Consider the following 14,408-nt stretch of genomic DNA (forward strand, 5'->3'; position numbering starts at 1 on the left):
CCCTCTCAACGCCACCGGACCCGGCCGGTTCCCGGGCGCGCGGAGGCCTCACTCCTCGGAGACGTTCTTCGTCGCCTTCTGCTCCCACTTGCCGGACTCCTCGGACCAGTAGCGCGCGGGGAGCCCGGCCGCGACCAGCTCCTTCCACTGTTTGCGCGCCCGGGTCAGCGCCTCTCCGTCGAGCCCGTCGAAGATCACGCAGGTCCGCGTGAGGCCGCGGACCTCCTCGGGCGGGGCCTCCGCCCCGTCCAGCGCCATCAGCACGGTGGCGCCATTGGACGCGACGCCCGTGGTCAGCAGGATCGGCTGCGCCGCGTCATGGGCGCCGCCCGCCAGCCCATGCGGCAGGAACGCGTCCGACGGGCCCAGCCACAGCGCATCGTCCAGCGCGCGCAGACGCTTCGCATCCGGGCTCCGCACCGCGATGCGCCAGCCCGCCGACAGGCAGCGGGGCAAGAGCGTGTGGAGCGTCTCCGCCGGCGAGCGGCGGGTGAGGTGGTAGAACCAGACCTCACCCATTCTCGTAAGCGTCGCGCACCAGCCGGTCGAGCGCACGCACGCCCCAGCCGGTGGCGCCCGCGGGCGACAGGTCGGTGCCCTTGGAGACCGAGGCCACGCCTGCGATGTCGAGATGGATCCAGGGCGTGCCGTCCTTGACGAAGCGTTGCAGGAACTGCGCCGCCGTGATCGAGCCCGCGGGCCGCCCGCCCACGTTCTTCATATCGGCCACGCGGCTTTTGAGCTGCTTGTCATAGGCCTTGCCCAGCGGCATCCGCCAGGCGCCCTCGCCCTCGGCCTCGGCGGCCTTCAGGAAGGCGCCCGCGAAGGTGTCGTCATTTGAGAAGACGCCCGCGTTCTCGTGGCCCAGGCCGATGATGATCGCGCCGGTCAGGGTGGCGAGGTCGACCATGCCCGCGGGCGAGAACCGCTCTTGGGCGTACCACATCACGTCGCACAGAACGAGGCGGCCCTCCGCGTCGGTGTTGATGATCTCGACTGTGTCGCCCTTCATCGAGGCGACCACGTCGCCGGGGCGGATGGCGCCTCCGTCGGGCATGTTCTCGACCAGGCCGACGAGGCCCACGACATTGGCCGTGGCCTTGCGCTTGGCGATGGCGTGCATGGCGCCCGCGACGGTGCCCGCGCCGCCCATGTCCATCGTCATGTCCTCCATCCCCGCCGCGGGCTTGAGCGAGATGCCCCCGGTGTCGAACACGACGCCCTTGCCGATCAGAGCCAGGGGGGCCTCGTCCCCACCGCCCTTCCACTGCACCACGACGACCTTGGAGGGCGAGACGGAGCCCTGCCCCACCGCCAGCAGGCAGCGCATGCCGAGTTCGGCCAGCTTGTCCTCCTCCAGCACCTCGACCTCGCAGCCGAGATCCCGCAGCGCCTCCAGGCGCGCGGCGAACTCGGTCGTGGTCAGCACGTTGGAGGGTTCGTTGACCAGATCGCGGGTCAGGAACACGCCCTCGGCCTGCGCGGCACGGTCGACCCAGGCGGCGGCCATCTCGTCGGGCTTGGCGCAGAGCACGGAGATCCCGGCGGCAGGCTTGGCCTCGTCCCCGGTCTTGTGGTCGGTGAAGTCGTAGCCGCGCAGCGCAGCGCCGAGCGCGAGGTCCAGCGCGGCCCCATGCCCGCCCGCGATCAGCGTCAGCGGCTTCGTCCCCCGCTCCCCGGCGAGCTTCGCCCCCGCGCCCAAGGCCGTCTCGCGATCGGCTTTCTTGTCGAGGCGGACGAGGACGACGCGCTCGGCCTCCATTCCCGACGGAAAGCCCAGGGACATCACCTCCCCAGCCTTCATCTTCTCCCAGCCCTCGGACTCGACCGCCCGCTTGATGGCGCCCTTGGTCAGCCGGTTGAGCCGGCGTGCGCCCTGGTCGAGCTTCCCGTCCCCGGGAATGAGGGCGGCGACGACCCCCTCGGCGGAGGCGAGCGCGTCGAGATCCAGCGCGGAAAAGGAAACGGCGGCGGGGTGTGTCATCAGCGGCTCCGAAGTTGAGATCGCCGCGAGGGTAGTGCGCGGAAGAGGGGTTTTCCAGGCACCATCGGACGCGAGGGTTTGCCGCCCGCGCGGGCTGCGTCTAGAGAGGAGGGACTCACGTCCTGAGGGGGGCAATGGGCACGTTCGACCGATACTTGGCGGGCCAACTTCTGACCTATTTCGGCTTTTTCAGCTTGGTGCTGGTCGCGGTCTACTGGGTCAATCGCGCCATCGGCCTGTTCGACCGCCTGATCGAGGGCGGCGCGGGCCTCGGCCTGTTCCTGGAGTTCACGGCCCTGTCGCTGCCCAATGTGATCTTCATCGTGCTGCCGGTCTCGGCCCTGGTGGCGGTGCTCTACGGCATCAACCGGATGAGCGCCGACAGCGAGATGGTCGTGGCGCAGACGACCGGCCTGGGCCCCTGGCATCTGGCGCGGCCGGTGGCGATCTTCGGGTTGATCGTGGCGCTGATGGTGACGGTGCTGGCGCATCTGCTGGTGCCCGCCTCGCGCACCGCGCTGGCCGAACGCGGCGCGGCCCTGAGCCAGGACGTCACCGCGCGCTTTCTCAAGGAAGGCGAGTTCCTGCATCCGGGCGACGGCGTCACCGTCTATGTCCGCGAGATCACCGAGGCGGGGGAACTTCTGGGGCTGTTCCTGCAAGACCGGCGCCATGGCGAGACGCGCACCTCCTACACGGCCGAGCGGGCGCTGCTGGTGCGGGGCGATGCGGGGACGCGGCTGGTCATGTTCGACGGGATGGCGCAGACGCTGACGGTGGCGGACCGGCGGATCGTGACGGTCAGCTTCGAGGATTTCGCCTACGATCTGGCCGGGCTGACCGAGGGCGCGGGCGACCGCCGCCGCGACCCGCGCGAGCTGCCGACCCTGGCGCTGCTGCGCGGGGATGCGGCGGCGCAGGCCGCCACCGGGGAAGGCCCGGCCGTGCTGGTCTCCGAGGGTCATATCCGGATCGTGGAAGCGATCTTCGCCTTCTCCGTTCCGCTCCTGGCCTTGGGCTGCCTGCTGCAAGGCGGGTATTCCCGCCTGGGGCTCTGGCGGCAGATCATGGTAGCCGTTCTGTTGGCAATCACTCTGAAGATGCTGGTCAACGCGGCAGAGAACGCGGCGCGGGACGATGGGGCGCTCTGGCCGCTGCTCTATGTGCCGCCCGGGCTGGGCCTGGGGCTGTCGGCGGCCTTGCTGTGGCGCGCGGCGGTCGGACGGCGGCCCTTCGCGCGAGGGTTGCCCGCGTGATCCTCGATTTCTACCTCGCGCGCCGCTTTCTGGGCCTCGTGATCATGGTCACGCTGGTTTTCGTCGGCCTGCTGCTGCCCCTCGACCTGATGGAGCAGCTCCGCCGCCTCGACGACGAGGGCGCGGGGATCGGCGACGGATTGCGACTGGCGGCGCTCAACCTGCCGGCGGCGCTCTATCAGATCCTTCCGCTGATCGTGATGCTGGCGACGCTGGCGCTGTTCCTGTCGCTCGGCCGTTCTTCGGAACTGGTGGTGATCCGGGCGGCCGGACGCTCGGCCGCGCGGGCCGTGCTGGCGCCGGTGGTGGCGGCCCTCGCGCTGGGCGTGCTGGCGCTCGTGATCGTGAACCCGATCGTCGCCGCCACCCAGGACGTCTATGAGCGCGAGCGGGACCGCTTCCGCAGCGGCATTTCCTCGATCCTGTCGGTCAGCGAGGAAGGCGTCTGGCTGCGCCAGGGCGACCGCGACGGGCAGACGGTGATCCGGGCCGCGCGGTCGTCGCTCGATGGGACCGTCCTGTTCGAGGCGACCTTCATCGCCTTCGACGGCAACGGATCGCCTGAGGAACGGATCGACGCGGCGCGCGCCGAGCTCAGCGATGGCGCCTGGACTTTGGAGGACGCGAAGCGCTGGCCGCTGGGCCGGTCCGACAATCCCGAGCGGGACTCGCAGGCGGTCGCCTTCGCCACGATCCCATCCAGCCTGACGGAGAACCAGATCCGCGACAGCTTCGGGGTACCCTCCTCGATACCGATCTTCGAACTTCCCGCGTTCATCCGACAACTCGACGCGGCCGGCTTTTCCGGCCTCACCCATCGGGTCTGGTTTCAGACCGAACTGGCGAATCCGGTGATGCTGGCCGCGATGGTGCTGATCGGCGCGGCCTTCACCATGCGCCATGTCCGATCGGGCGGCATCGGACGCATGGTGCTGCTGGCCTTGTTGCTGGGCTTCGGCGTGTTCTTCCTGCGCAGCTTCGCTCAGACCCTGGGCGAGAACGGACAGCTGCCCGCATGGCTGGCGGCCTGGTCGGCGCCGCTGGCGGCGGTGATGCTGGCGCTGGGGGTCATCCTGCAACTGGAGGACGGGTGATGCGGCAACTGGCGCTGGCCTTGCTTTTGTGGCTGCTGCCGCTCGCGGCGGCGGCGCAGACGGGCCCGGCGACTCTCGTCGCCGACCGGATCGATTTCGACCAGGGCCGTCTCGTGGCCTCGGGCGATGTCGAGATCTTCGCCGATGGCCGCATTCTCAGGGCCGAGCAGATCACCTATCTGCGCGAAGAGGACCGGCTGCTGGTCGAGGGGCCGCTGGTCCTGGTCGATGGCGACGACGCCGTGCTGGTCGCCGATTTCGCCGATCTCTCCGCGGATCTGCGCGGCAGCGTCTTGCAAGGCGCGCGGCTGGTGCTGGCCGACCGGTTGCAAATCGCCGCCGCCGAGATCGCCCAGGGCGAGGACGGGCGCTACACGCAGCTCTACAACGCCGTCGCCTCCTCCTGCACGATCTGCGAGGATGGCGAGGTGCCCACCTGGCAGATCCGGGCCCGCCGGATCGTCCACGACCGCGAGGAGCGGCAGATCTATTTCGATCAGGCCCGCTTCGAGGTCGCCGGCGTGCCGATCGCCTGGCTGCCCCGTTTGCGCCTGCCCGACCCGACGCTGGAGCGCTCCTCCGGGTGGCTCCGACCGCGCTTTTCCTCCGACAATCTGCTCGGCACCGGCGTCACCGCCCCCTATTTCTTCACGCTAGGCCCCTCCCGCGACCTGACCCTGAGCCCCTTCGTCACCAATCAGGAGACGCGGAGCCTGGGCTTCCGCTACCGTCAGGCCTTCGACGCGGGCGAGGTGACGGTCGAGGGCGCCATCGGCCAGGACGGGATCCAGAAGAACGGCACGCGCGGCTACGTCTTTGCCGAAGGGACTTTTGCCCTGCCCCGCGACTACCGCCTCGTCTGGGACCTGGAGGCGGTCAGCGACGACGACTACCTCGTGCAATATTCGATCACCGATCGCGACCGTCTCGACAGCCGTGCCGCCATCGAGCGGATCGACCGCAACAGCCGCATCGTGGCCGAGACGATCCTCTACAAATCGCTGCGCGACGGCGAGTCGAACCGTTTCATCCCCACCCGCGTCCTGACCGTCGAACGTCAGGGCCGCGTTCGGCCCAACCTGCTGGGGGGGCAGCTGCTCTGGACCCTACAGGCCCATGGGCGGGAGCGGACGGCCACCCATGTGCCCGAAGGCGAGGCCGAGAACGCCGCGCGCGACGTGCTGCGGGCCTCGGCCGCCGTCGATTGGCGCCGCAGCTGGGTGACGGGAAACGGGCTGGTCTGGACCAGCCTCGCCGGGATGCACCTGGATGCCTATAGCGTGCGCCAGGACGCCAACTTCGAGGACACCACCTTCGCCCGCGCCGTGCCCTATGCCGGCCTGGAGTTGCGCCTGCCCCTGGAGCGGCACTCCGACGGCACGCGGGAGGTGCTGGAGCCGGTGCTCCAGTTCTTCCTGGCGCCGGACAGCAAGCGCCGCACCCCGGACGAGGACAGCCTGACGCCGGAATTCGACGGCGGAAACCTGTTCGCGCCCAGCCGCTTCGCCGGCCGCGACACGCGCGAGCTGGGCAGCCGCATCAATCTGGGCCTGGGCTACACCCGCTACGACGCCTCCGGCTGGGTGGTGGGGGGCCAGGTGGGCCGCGTGATCCGCGCGGGCGATCTGGGGCAATTCCGCTCGGGCACCGGGCTCGACGGGGATGCGTCGGATTGGCTGGTCTCGCTCCGCGCCGCCTATGGGGAGCGGCTCCAATTGCTGAGCCGCTCGACCTTCGACGACGGGTTCACCTTTTCCCGGTCCGAGACCTCGCTGCGCTGGATCGGCGCGCGCTATGAGCTCGACACGCAATACACCTGGCTCGAAGCGGACGAGGAAGCCGGGCGTCCGATCGACACCTCCGAATGGACCGTCGACGCCTCGCTGGCGCTGGGGGGCGACTGGACGGGCCGGGTCAACTGGCAGTATGACTTCAACACCAACGACGCCAGCCGCGCCGGGCTGGGCCTGACCTACCGAACCGACTGCGTTTCGGTGGATTTCGACGTGGAGCGCCGCTTCACTTCGACGACGACCCTGCGCCCCTCCACCAGCTTCGGGCTGTCGGTCGGGCTGGCGGGTTTCGGGGCCGAGGACCGGGCGAGACGGGCGCGCAAATGTGGGCTTTGAGAGGGCCGGGCGGCAGATGACAAACGGATTTCTTCGTGGGCTCGCATTGGCGCTGGCGCTTGCGGCGGCGCCTGTGGCGGCGCAGGCCCAGGGGCAACCCTTTGCCCCCGCGGTGATCGTCAACGGCCAGGGCATCACCAACTGGCAGATCGAACAGCGCGCGCGGTTCTGGGCCCTGCTCAACGCACCGAACGCGACCTTCGAGGGCGCGCGGGAGGCGATGATCAACGAGACGCTTCAGATCCAGGCCGCCCGCAATGCCGGGCTGCAACTGACGCCCGAGGAACTGGACCAGGGCATGGTCGAGTTCGCCGCCCGCGGCGGTCTGGAGCCGGAGCAGTTCATCACGCTTCTGGAACAGGCGGGCGTCGCGGGCGAGACCTTCCGCGACTTCGTGCGGAACGGCCTCTATTGGCGGCAACTCGTGCAGCAGCGCTTCGGCCCCCGCGCGCGCCCCACCGATGCCGAGGTCGAGCGCGCCGTCGCCCGGGGCGGCAGCGGCGCCGGCGGTGTGCGCGTGCTGATTTCCGAGATCTCCATCCCGCAGACCCCCGAGACCCGCGACGAGGTCGCGGCCCTGACCGAGCGCCTGTCCGAGGAGATTTCGGGACAGGCGAGCTTCGAGAGCGCGGCGCGGCGCTTCTCCCGGTCTTCGAGCGCCGGACGGGGCGGACGGCTGGAGTGGCGGCCGCTCTCGACCCTGCCGCCGCAGATCGCGAGCCGCGTTCTGGCGCTGGAGCCGGGCGAGGTCTCGGACCCGGTGGATCTGGGCAGCTTCGTCGGCCTCTTCCTGCTCCGCGACTTGGACGAGAGCGGCGCGACCACGCCCGAGCCGATCTCCATCGAATATGCCGAGTATCTGATCCCCGGCGGCCGGTCCGAGGCCGCGCTGGCGCAGGCGGCCCGGATCGACGCGAACACCGACACCTGCGACGACCTCTATGGCGTGGCTCAGGGCCAGCCGCCCGAGGTGCTGCGCCGCGAGGTCGCCCCGGTGGAGGAGATCCCCGCCGACCTGCGCGCCATCCTGGCCACGCTGGACGAGGGCGAGGTCTCGACGCTGCTCAGCACGGGCGGCGCGCTGCGCCTCGTGATGCTCTGCGGCCGGGTGGCCGAGATCCCCGAGGATCCGGATGGCGCGCTGCAATCGGCGGGTCAGGCGATCCTGAACCAGCGGCTGGAAGCCTACGCACAGGGCTTCCTGGACGAGCTGAAGGCCGACGCGATCATCACCGATGGCTGAGCGCCCCATCGCCGTCACCTGCGGCGAGCCTTCGGGCGTCGGCCCCGAGGTCATCGCCGCCGCGCGCCGGGCGCTGCCGGACCTGCCCTTTTTCGTGATCGGAAATCCGCAGCACTTCATGGGCCTTGAGGTCGACGTTCAAGTGATCTCCGCGCCGGAAGAGACATCCGGCACGGCGCTCTCCGTCTTGCCCCACGACATTCCCGGCCCGCGCCGCCCCGGCCTGCCCGACCCCGCGCAGGCGGCCGGCATCGTCTCAGCCATCGCGCGGGCGGTGGAGCTGGTGCAGGACGGCGCGGCCTCCGCGCTCTGCACCGCGCCGATTCACAAGAAGGCGCTGAAGGACGGGGCGGAGTTCGCCTATCCCGGCCATACCGAGTATCTCGCCGCCTTGGCCGGCGATGTGGACGTGGTGATGATGCTCGCCTGCCCGGAGCTGCGTGTCGTGCCCGCCACCATCCACATCGCGCTGGACCGGGTCGCCCAGGAGCTTACGCCCGACGTGCTGGAGACGGCGCTGCGCATCACCCATGCGGGGCTGCGCCGCGATTTCGGCATCGACCGACCCCGCATCGCCGTGGCGGGACTGAACCCCCATGCGGGCGAGGGCGGCACGATGGGCCGGCAGGAACAGGAGTGGATCGACGCGCTGGTGACGCGGCTGACGCCCGAACTGGGCTGCTTCGGGCCGCTCTCCGCCGACACGATGTTCCACGCCAAGGCGCGCGCGGGCTATGACGCGGCGGTCTGCATGTATCACGACCAGGCGCTGATCCCGATCAAGACCATCGACTTCGCGGGCGGCGTGAACGTGACCCTGGGCCTGCCCTTCATCCGCACCTCGCCCGATCACGGAACCGCCTTCGACATCGCGGGCAAGGGGCTGGCCGATCCCACCTCGATGATCGCGGCGCTGCGGATGGCGGCCGACATGGCGGCACGGCGGGCCGCGTGATCGACGATCTGCCCCCGCTGCGCGAGGTAATCGCGGCCCATGACCTGCGGGCCAAGAAGTCCATGGGCCAGAACTTCCTGCTGGACCTGAACCTGACGGCCCGCATCGCACGTCTCTCGGGGCCGTTGGAGGGCGCGCGGGTGCTGGAGGTCGGCCCCGGCCCCGGCGGCCTGACCCGGGGCCTGCTGGCCGAGGGCGCGGCGCAGGTGCTGGCGATCGAAAAGGATGCGCGCTGCCTGCCCGCCCTGGCGGAGATCGCGGCGCATTATCCCGGGCGTCTGACCGTCCTGAACGCGGACGCGCTGGAGGTGGATGCCGCCGCCTATCTGGACCCGCCTTGGCGCATCGTCGCCAACCTGCCCTACAATGTCGGCACCGAGTTGCTGGTCCGCTGGCTCACACCCGCCGAATGGCCCCCGCCCTGGGAGAGCCTGACCCTGATGTTCCAGAAGGAAGTGGCGGAGCGGATCGTCGCCGGGCCCGGCTCAAAGGCCTATGGCCGCCTGGCAGTTCTGGCGCAGTGGCGCTGCGACGCGGCCATCGTCATGACGCTGCCGCCCGAGGCGTTCAGCCCGCCGCCCAAGGTGCATTCGGCCGTCGTGCATCTGACCGCCCTGCCCGCGCCCCGCTTCCCCGCCGATCCCGCCGTTCTGGAGCGGGTCGTGGCCAAGGGCTTCGGCCAGCGGCGGAAGATGCTGCGCGCGGCGCTCAAGGGGCTGGTGCCGGATGTGGAGGACCGCCTGCGCGCCGCAGGAATCGCCCCGACCGAGCGGGCGGAGCGTGTCGGGCTGGAGGCCTGGTGCGCGCTGGCGCGGGCCGTGGCCGAGGGCTGAGCCCTCAGACCTCTTCGGAGGGTTGGGTGTCGGCCTTCCCCTCGGCCTCCTCGACGGGGGCCTTGCGGCGGGCGCGGCTGCGCTTGGGCTTCTCGGCCTTCTCTTCGGCGGCAGGCGCGGCGGCGGCGGCCTCGTCCTCTGCCTTCGGCGCTTCCGCCTTGACCTTCGCACGGCTGCGCTTGGGCTTGGGCGGCGTGTCTTCGACCGGCGCGGACTCCGCGGCCGTCTCGGGCGTCTCGACCAGTCCGCTCTCGCGGTCGCCGGTGTCGATCACCTCTTGGGAGGTATCCTGCTGCCGGTCACTGCGGTCTCGGCGGCGGTTCCGGCTCTCGCCGCGATTGCCCTGCTCGCCACCCTGGCTGGCCTGATCGCTCCGCCCGGTCTGCGAACCGCCGGAGCTCTGCTGGCCTTGCCCGCCCGGCTGGTTGCCGCCCTGCTGCTGCTGGCGGGCCTCGATCTCCTTTTGGGCGGCGGCGAGCATCCGCGTGTAATGCTCGGCATGCTGCTGGAAATTCTCGACCGCCACCCGATCGCCGGACAGCTGCGCGTCGCGGGCCAGCTGGTTGTATTTGTCGATGATTTGCTGGGGCGTGCCGCGCACCTTGCCCTCCGGTCCCGAGCTATCAAAGACGCGGTTGACGATGTTGCCGCCCTGGGGGCGGTTGTTGCGGTTCTTGTTGCGCGAGCGCGACTTGGAGCTTCTCATACCGGGATAGGGTCCGCTTTGATTTTGCCGGGGACCCTGCCCGACATCACTGCGGGTCGATGGGTCCGGGTTTCTCGGGCGTTGCATCCGGGGCGGAGGCTGCGCCTTCCGTCATCCGCTGGTTGCAAGAGAGTTATGGGTGCCGGGACGGCCGGATACAAGTCGAATGTTGCGTTTAGCGCGGCTTTTTGCCCGAAACGACACGGTTTCTGCCGTCCAGGTCGTTCAAAAGCTGAATTTCGGTCAGCCCCGACTGCTCGAACAGGGCGTGAACGGCCTGTCCCTGGGTCGGCCCGATCTCTACCATCAAGCGCCCGCCAGGGGCGAGTCGCGCGGGCGCATCCCGGGTGATCACGCGATAGGCGGCAAGGCCGTCGCCCCCGGGGGTGAGAGCCAGATGCGGCTCGTGCAAGACCTCGGGCGAGAGCCCGGCCATCTCGGCCTCCGCGATATAGGGCGGGTTCGACACGATCAGATCGAAGGTGCCGTCGATGCCATCGACCCAATCCGCCTGGCGGAACGCGGCGCGATCCGACAGGCCCAGCCGGGCCGCGTTGCGGGTGGCGACCGCCAAGGCCGCTGGCGACAGATCGGTGCCCAGCCCCCGCGCCTGCGGATAGGCGTCCAGGATCGAAAGCAGGATACAGCCGGAGCCGGTGCCCAGGTCGAGGACGCTCGACAGAGCGGACGAGACGGCCGCCTCCACAAGCGTCTCCGTCTCCGGCCGCGGATCGAGCACGTCGGCCGTGACCTCGAACTCGTGCTTCCAGAAGGCCCGGCGACCGAGGATGTGAGAGACCGGTTCGCGCGCGGCGCGGCGGGCGATGGCGGCCTCCAGATCGGCCCCTTCGAAAGCGCGCTTCAGGCGGCGCAGGTCGCCCGCCGGATCGGGCACGCCCGCCGTCGCGAGCCGCGCAATCGCGTCGCTCACGCGCCCATCTCGGCCAGTTGCGCGGCCTGCCTGTCGGCGATCAGCGCGTCGATGATCCCGTCGAGATCGCCCTGCATCACCTGTGGTAGCGAATAGAGCGTCAGGTTGATGCGGTGATCGGTCAGACGGCCCTGGGGAAAATTGTAGGTCCGGATCCGCTCCGATCGGTCGCCGGAGCCGACCTGGGACTTGCGGTCGGCCGAGCGCTCCGCATCCGCCGCGGCGCGTTGAGCGTCGTAGAGCCGCGCGCGCAGCACCTGCATGGCAATGTCGCGATTGCGGTGCTGGGATTTCTCGGAGGAAGTGACGACGATGCCGGTCGGGAGGTGCGTGATCCGCACCGCCGAGTCGGTCGTGTTGACATGCTGTCCCCCGGCCCCGCTGGCGCGCATCGTGTCGATGCGGATGTCCGAGGCGGGGATGTCGATATCGACCGCTTCGGCCTCGGGCAGGACGGCGACGGTGGCGGCGGAGGTGTGGATACGCCCGCCGGATTCGGTGGCCGGAACCCGCTGGACGCGATGCACGCCGCTCTCGAACTTGAGCCGGGCGAAGACGTTGTCGCCTTCGATCCGCGCGACCAGTTCCTTGACGCCGCCCAGGTCGGTCTCCTGCCGCTCTACCACATCCATCGACCAGCCGCGCGCCTCACAATAGCGGCGATACATCTGCTCCAGGTCGCTCGCGAAAAGCGCGGCCTCCTCGCCACCGGTGCCGGGGCGGATCTCCAGGATGGCCGGGCGCGCATCGGCCGCGTCGCGCGGCAAAAGCGCGATCTGGAGGTCGGCCTCCGCCTGTTCCAGCGCGGCGTCAAGCGTCGCGATCTCGTCGCGGGCCAGCGCGGCCATCTCCGGGTCCGACAGCATCGCCTCGGCCTCGGCGCGCTGGGCCGTGAGGTCGCGATAGGCGCGGACCTGCTCGGCCACGGGCTTGGCTTCGGCATATTCGCGGGTCAGCGGCCCGATCTCGGCGGCGTCGGGGCCAGCATTCAGCCGCGCTTCGAGATACTCGAAGCGAGCGAGGATCTGATCGAGGCGGTCGGAGGGGATCATCCGGCGGACATGCGGCGAGACGCGCGGGGGGTCAAGGGCGGCTGTAGCGGGTCAAGGCGCGATAATCCTTGCGCGGCCCCGTGACGCGCCACCGGACCGACCAGGCCGGCCAGGCAGAGACGTCGTAACGCAGGCGGTAGTCGTCGGGCGGGCAGTCGTGTTCGGCGTCCAGGGCGGGCCAGAATCGGTGGAACGGCCGCCCGTCGCCGAAGGCGACGACGATGGCTTCGCCTTCCTGTCGCCACAGCGTCTCGCGCCGCGCCTCGAACGCGCCGCCACCCTGGCTCAGCCGCCCCGTCTCCACGCAGCGCCAGCTTGCGCCCTCCGGCAGCCACTCGGCCAGCCCCTCGAACCGCGCCGCTCCGCCGCCCGTATGGCGGATCACCCGCGCCACGCGCCAGCGCCCTGCCAGATCCTCCACCCTCATCGCAGAAGCGCGTCCACCACCGCCCAGACCGCGTGTCCGCCAAAGATCAGCAGCGCACAGAACACAGCGAAGCTGCCGAGGTCTTTCGCATGCTTGGCGAAATCGCTGATTTCGGGCGAGACCCGATCGACGATCAACTCGATTGCGGTGTTGAGCGCCTCGATCCCCAGCGAGGCCAGAAACAGCGCCACGGCCACCGCCCATTGAATCGGCCCCACCCCGGCCAAAGTGAAGGCTAGGGCCGTTCCCGCCATCATCCCCGCCTGCAATTGCGCCGCCCGCTGCGTCATCAGGTAGCGGCCTCCGGCGAGCGAATATACCAACGTGTCCCAGAGATGCGCCCAGACGGGTTTCGTTCCCTTCGGCGGCGGCTGGGTCATGGGCGTTCCCTTTCCCGGCGGGTCGGCGTAACAGGCCTGCGTCCGACCTCAAGAGGCCCGCGCATGATCCCCCGCTACTCCCGCCCCGAGATGGTGTCCATATGGTCGCCTGAGTCCAAGTTCCGCATCTGGTACGAAATCGAAGCCCATGCCTGCGATGCCATGGCCGCGCTCGGCGTCATCCCGAAGGAAAACGCCGAGGCCGTCTGGAAGGCCAAGGATGTCGAGTTCGACGTCGCCCGCATCGACGAGATCGAGGCCGTGACAAAGCATGACGTCATCGCCTTCCTCACCCATCTCGCCGAGCATGTCGGCAGCGAGGAGGCCCGCTTCGTCCACCAGGGGATGACCTCGTCGGACGTGCTGGATACGGCACTGAACGTGCAGCTGACCCGCGCCGCCGACATCCTGATCGCAGACCTTGAAGGGCTGCTCGCGGCGCTGAAGCGCCGGGCGATGGAGCACAAGGACACGATCCGCGTCGGCCGCTCCCACGGGATCCATGCCGAGCCCACGACGATGGGCCTGACCTTCGCCCGCTTCTACGCCGAGATGGACCGCAACCTGCGCCGGATGCGGACCGCCCGCGAAGAGATCGCGACCGGCGCAATTTCCGGCGCGGTCGGGACCTTCGCCAATATCGACCCCCGTGTCGAAGCGCATGTTTGCGAAAAGCTGGGCCTGATCCCCGAGCCGATCTCCACCCAGGTGATCCCCCGCGACCGCCATGCCGCGTTTTTCGCGACCTTGGGCGTGATCGCCAGCAGCATCGAGAACGTCGCCATCGAAGTGCGCCACATGCAGCGCACCGAGGTGCTGGAGGGGGCGGAGTTCTTCTCGCTCGGGCAGAAGGGCTCCTCGGCGATGCCGCACAAGAAGAACCCCGTGCTGACCGAGAACCTGACCGGGCTCGCCCGGCTGGTGCGAGGCATGGTCGTGCCCGCGATGGAGAATGTCGCGCTCTGGCACGAGCGCGACATCTCCCATTCAAGCGTCGAGCGGATGATCGGACCGGATGCCACGATCACGCTGGACTTCGCGTTGGCGCGGCTGACGGGCGTGATCGACAAGATGCTGATCTTCACCGAGAATATGCGTTCCAACATGGACACCTTCCCGGGTCTCGTGATGTCCCAACGCGTGCTGCTGGCGCTGACCCAAGCGGGGGTCTCGCGCGAGGACGCCTATGCCATGGTGCAACGCAACGCGCTCAAGGTCTGGGAGGACCGGGTCGATTTCCGCGAGCAACTCCTGGCGGACGAGGCGGTGGTCGCGGCGCTCGGGAAAGAAGGCATCGAGGCGCAGTTCGACGAGGCCTATCACACCAAGCATGTCGACACGATCTTCGCCCGGGTGTTCGGGGACTGACCCCGCCTTACCTGCGACAGAATGTTATTTTGCCGCGCCACCCGGCCGCG

The 14,408-nt window shown here is 69.6% G+C and carries 14 protein-coding genes; 7 read left to right on the forward strand and 7 right to left on the reverse strand.

Features of this window, described 5'->3' with window-relative positions:
- Positions 1-48: 48 nt before the first annotated feature.
- Both DTQ71_RS06160 and DTQ71_RS06165 read right to left on the reverse strand, forming a co-directional pair.
- Complete coding sequence (locus DTQ71_RS06160; RefSeq protein ID WP_109563402.1) at positions 49-519, reverse strand: DNA polymerase III subunit chi; 471 nt, start codon at positions 517-519, stop codon at positions 49-51.
- Positions 512-1,984 carry a leucyl aminopeptidase gene (locus tag DTQ71_RS06165; RefSeq protein WP_109563403.1) on the reverse strand — a complete coding sequence of 491 codons (1,473 nt, stop codon included), beginning with the start codon at positions 1,982-1,984 and terminating at the stop codon, positions 512-514. The genes DTQ71_RS06160 and DTQ71_RS06165 overlap by 8 nt, the downstream gene beginning before the upstream one ends.
- A gap of 134 nt (positions 1,985-2,118) precedes the next feature.
- Between DTQ71_RS06165 and lptF the strand changes: the two genes are divergently transcribed.
- Genes lptF through rsmA form a run of 6 tightly spaced genes read left to right on the forward strand, consistent with a single transcriptional unit; the run spans position 2,119 to position 9,494 of the window.
- Complete coding sequence (gene lptF, locus DTQ71_RS06170; protein WP_109563404.1) at positions 2,119-3,240, forward strand: LPS export ABC transporter permease LptF; 1,122 nt, start codon at positions 2,119-2,121, stop codon at positions 3,238-3,240.
- Positions 3,237-4,334 (forward strand): LPS export ABC transporter permease LptG, encoded by a 1,098-nt coding sequence (lptG, locus tag DTQ71_RS06175; protein WP_109563765.1) that lies wholly within the window; start codon positions 3,237-3,239, stop codon positions 4,332-4,334. The genes lptF and lptG overlap by 4 nt, the downstream gene beginning before the upstream one ends.
- Positions 4,334-6,463 carry an LPS-assembly protein LptD gene (locus tag DTQ71_RS06180; protein ID WP_170125313.1) on the forward strand — a complete coding sequence of 710 codons (2,130 nt, stop codon included), beginning with the start codon at positions 4,334-4,336 and terminating at the stop codon, positions 6,461-6,463. Before lptG ends, DTQ71_RS06180 begins: the two co-directional genes overlap by 1 nt.
- A 16-nt stretch (positions 6,464-6,479) precedes the next feature.
- Positions 6,480-7,706, forward strand: coding sequence for a peptidylprolyl isomerase (locus tag DTQ71_RS06185; protein ID WP_109563406.1), 1,227 nt, complete (start codon positions 6,480-6,482; stop codon positions 7,704-7,706).
- Positions 7,699-8,661 (forward strand): 4-hydroxythreonine-4-phosphate dehydrogenase PdxA, encoded by a 963-nt coding sequence (gene pdxA, locus DTQ71_RS06190; protein ID WP_109563407.1) that lies wholly within the window; start codon positions 7,699-7,701, stop codon positions 8,659-8,661. The genes DTQ71_RS06185 and pdxA overlap by 8 nt, the downstream gene beginning before the upstream one ends.
- On the forward strand, positions 8,658-9,494 hold the full coding sequence (gene rsmA, locus DTQ71_RS06195) for a 16S rRNA (adenine(1518)-N(6)/adenine(1519)-N(6))-dimethyltransferase RsmA (protein WP_109563408.1): 837 nt from the start codon (positions 8,658-8,660) through the stop codon (positions 9,492-9,494). The genes pdxA and rsmA overlap by 4 nt, the downstream gene beginning before the upstream one ends.
- 4 nt (positions 9,495-9,498) lie before the next feature.
- On the opposite strand, the gene DTQ71_RS06200 is transcribed toward rsmA, so the two are convergent.
- The 5 genes from DTQ71_RS06200 to DTQ71_RS06220 form a co-directional block, all read right to left on the reverse strand.
- Positions 9,499-10,200: a DUF4167 domain-containing protein gene (locus tag DTQ71_RS06200; RefSeq protein ID WP_109563409.1), complete on the reverse strand. Its 702-nt coding sequence runs from the start codon at positions 10,198-10,200 to the stop codon at positions 9,499-9,501.
- Between the two features lie 175 nt (positions 10,201-10,375).
- Complete coding sequence (gene prmC, locus DTQ71_RS06205; protein WP_109563410.1) at positions 10,376-11,131, reverse strand: peptide chain release factor N(5)-glutamine methyltransferase; 756 nt, start codon at positions 11,129-11,131, stop codon at positions 10,376-10,378.
- Positions 11,128-12,183: a peptide chain release factor 1 gene (prfA, locus tag DTQ71_RS06210; RefSeq protein WP_109563411.1), complete on the reverse strand. Its 1,056-nt coding sequence runs from the start codon at positions 12,181-12,183 to the stop codon at positions 11,128-11,130. Before prfA ends, prmC begins: the two co-directional genes overlap by 4 nt.
- Positions 12,184-12,214: 31 nt before the next feature.
- Positions 12,215-12,610 carry a DUF6314 family protein gene (locus tag DTQ71_RS06215; protein WP_109563412.1) on the reverse strand — a complete coding sequence of 132 codons (396 nt, stop codon included), beginning with the start codon at positions 12,608-12,610 and terminating at the stop codon, positions 12,215-12,217.
- Complete coding sequence (locus tag DTQ71_RS06220; protein ID WP_109563413.1) at positions 12,607-12,990, reverse strand: diacylglycerol kinase; 384 nt, start codon at positions 12,988-12,990, stop codon at positions 12,607-12,609. The genes DTQ71_RS06215 and DTQ71_RS06220 overlap by 4 nt, the downstream gene beginning before the upstream one ends.
- 63 nt (positions 12,991-13,053) lie before the next feature.
- Between DTQ71_RS06220 and purB the strand changes: the two genes are divergently transcribed.
- Complete coding sequence (purB, locus tag DTQ71_RS06225) at positions 13,054-14,358, forward strand: adenylosuccinate lyase (protein ID WP_109563414.1); 1,305 nt, start codon at positions 13,054-13,056, stop codon at positions 14,356-14,358.
- Positions 14,359-14,408 lie beyond the last annotated feature (50 nt).

This window comes from Jannaschia seohaensis, from assembly GCF_900116765.1.
Classification (GTDB): Bacteria; Pseudomonadota; Alphaproteobacteria; order Rhodobacterales; family Rhodobacteraceae; genus Jannaschia; species Jannaschia seohaensis.

What these genes read in the sequence shown, in the direction of transcription:
- lptF (WP_109563404.1), top strand. Translation starts at nt 2,119, where the DNA reads ATGGGCACGTTCGACCGATACTTGGCGGGCCAACTTCTGACCTATTTC.
- DTQ71_RS06165 (WP_109563403.1), bottom strand. Translation starts at nt 1,984, where the DNA reads ATGACACACCCCGCCGCCGTTTCCTTTTCCGCGCTGGATCTCGACGCG.
- DTQ71_RS06215 (WP_109563412.1), bottom strand. Translation starts at nt 12,610, where the DNA reads ATGAGGGTGGAGGATCTGGCAGGGCGCTGGCGCGTGGCGCGGGTGATC.
- purB (WP_109563414.1), top strand. Translation starts at nt 13,054, where the DNA reads ATGATCCCCCGCTACTCCCGCCCCGAGATGGTGTCCATATGGTCGCCT.
- DTQ71_RS06180 (WP_170125313.1), top strand. Translation starts at nt 4,334, where the DNA reads ATGCGGCAACTGGCGCTGGCCTTGCTTTTGTGGCTGCTGCCGCTCGCG.
- DTQ71_RS06200 (WP_109563409.1), bottom strand. Translation starts at nt 10,200, where the DNA reads ATGAGAAGCTCCAAGTCGCGCTCGCGCAACAAGAACCGCAACAACCGC.
- DTQ71_RS06185 (WP_109563406.1), top strand. Translation starts at nt 6,480, where the DNA reads ATGACAAACGGATTTCTTCGTGGGCTCGCATTGGCGCTGGCGCTTGCG.
- pdxA (WP_109563407.1), top strand. Translation starts at nt 7,699, where the DNA reads ATGGCTGAGCGCCCCATCGCCGTCACCTGCGGCGAGCCTTCGGGCGTC.
- DTQ71_RS06160 (WP_109563402.1), bottom strand. Translation starts at nt 519, where the DNA reads ATGGGTGAGGTCTGGTTCTACCACCTCACCCGCCGCTCGCCGGCGGAG.
- prfA (WP_109563411.1), bottom strand. Translation starts at nt 12,183, where the DNA reads ATGATCCCCTCCGACCGCCTCGATCAGATCCTCGCTCGCTTCGAGTAT.
- DTQ71_RS06220 (WP_109563413.1), bottom strand. Translation starts at nt 12,990, where the DNA reads ATGACCCAGCCGCCGCCGAAGGGAACGAAACCCGTCTGGGCGCATCTC.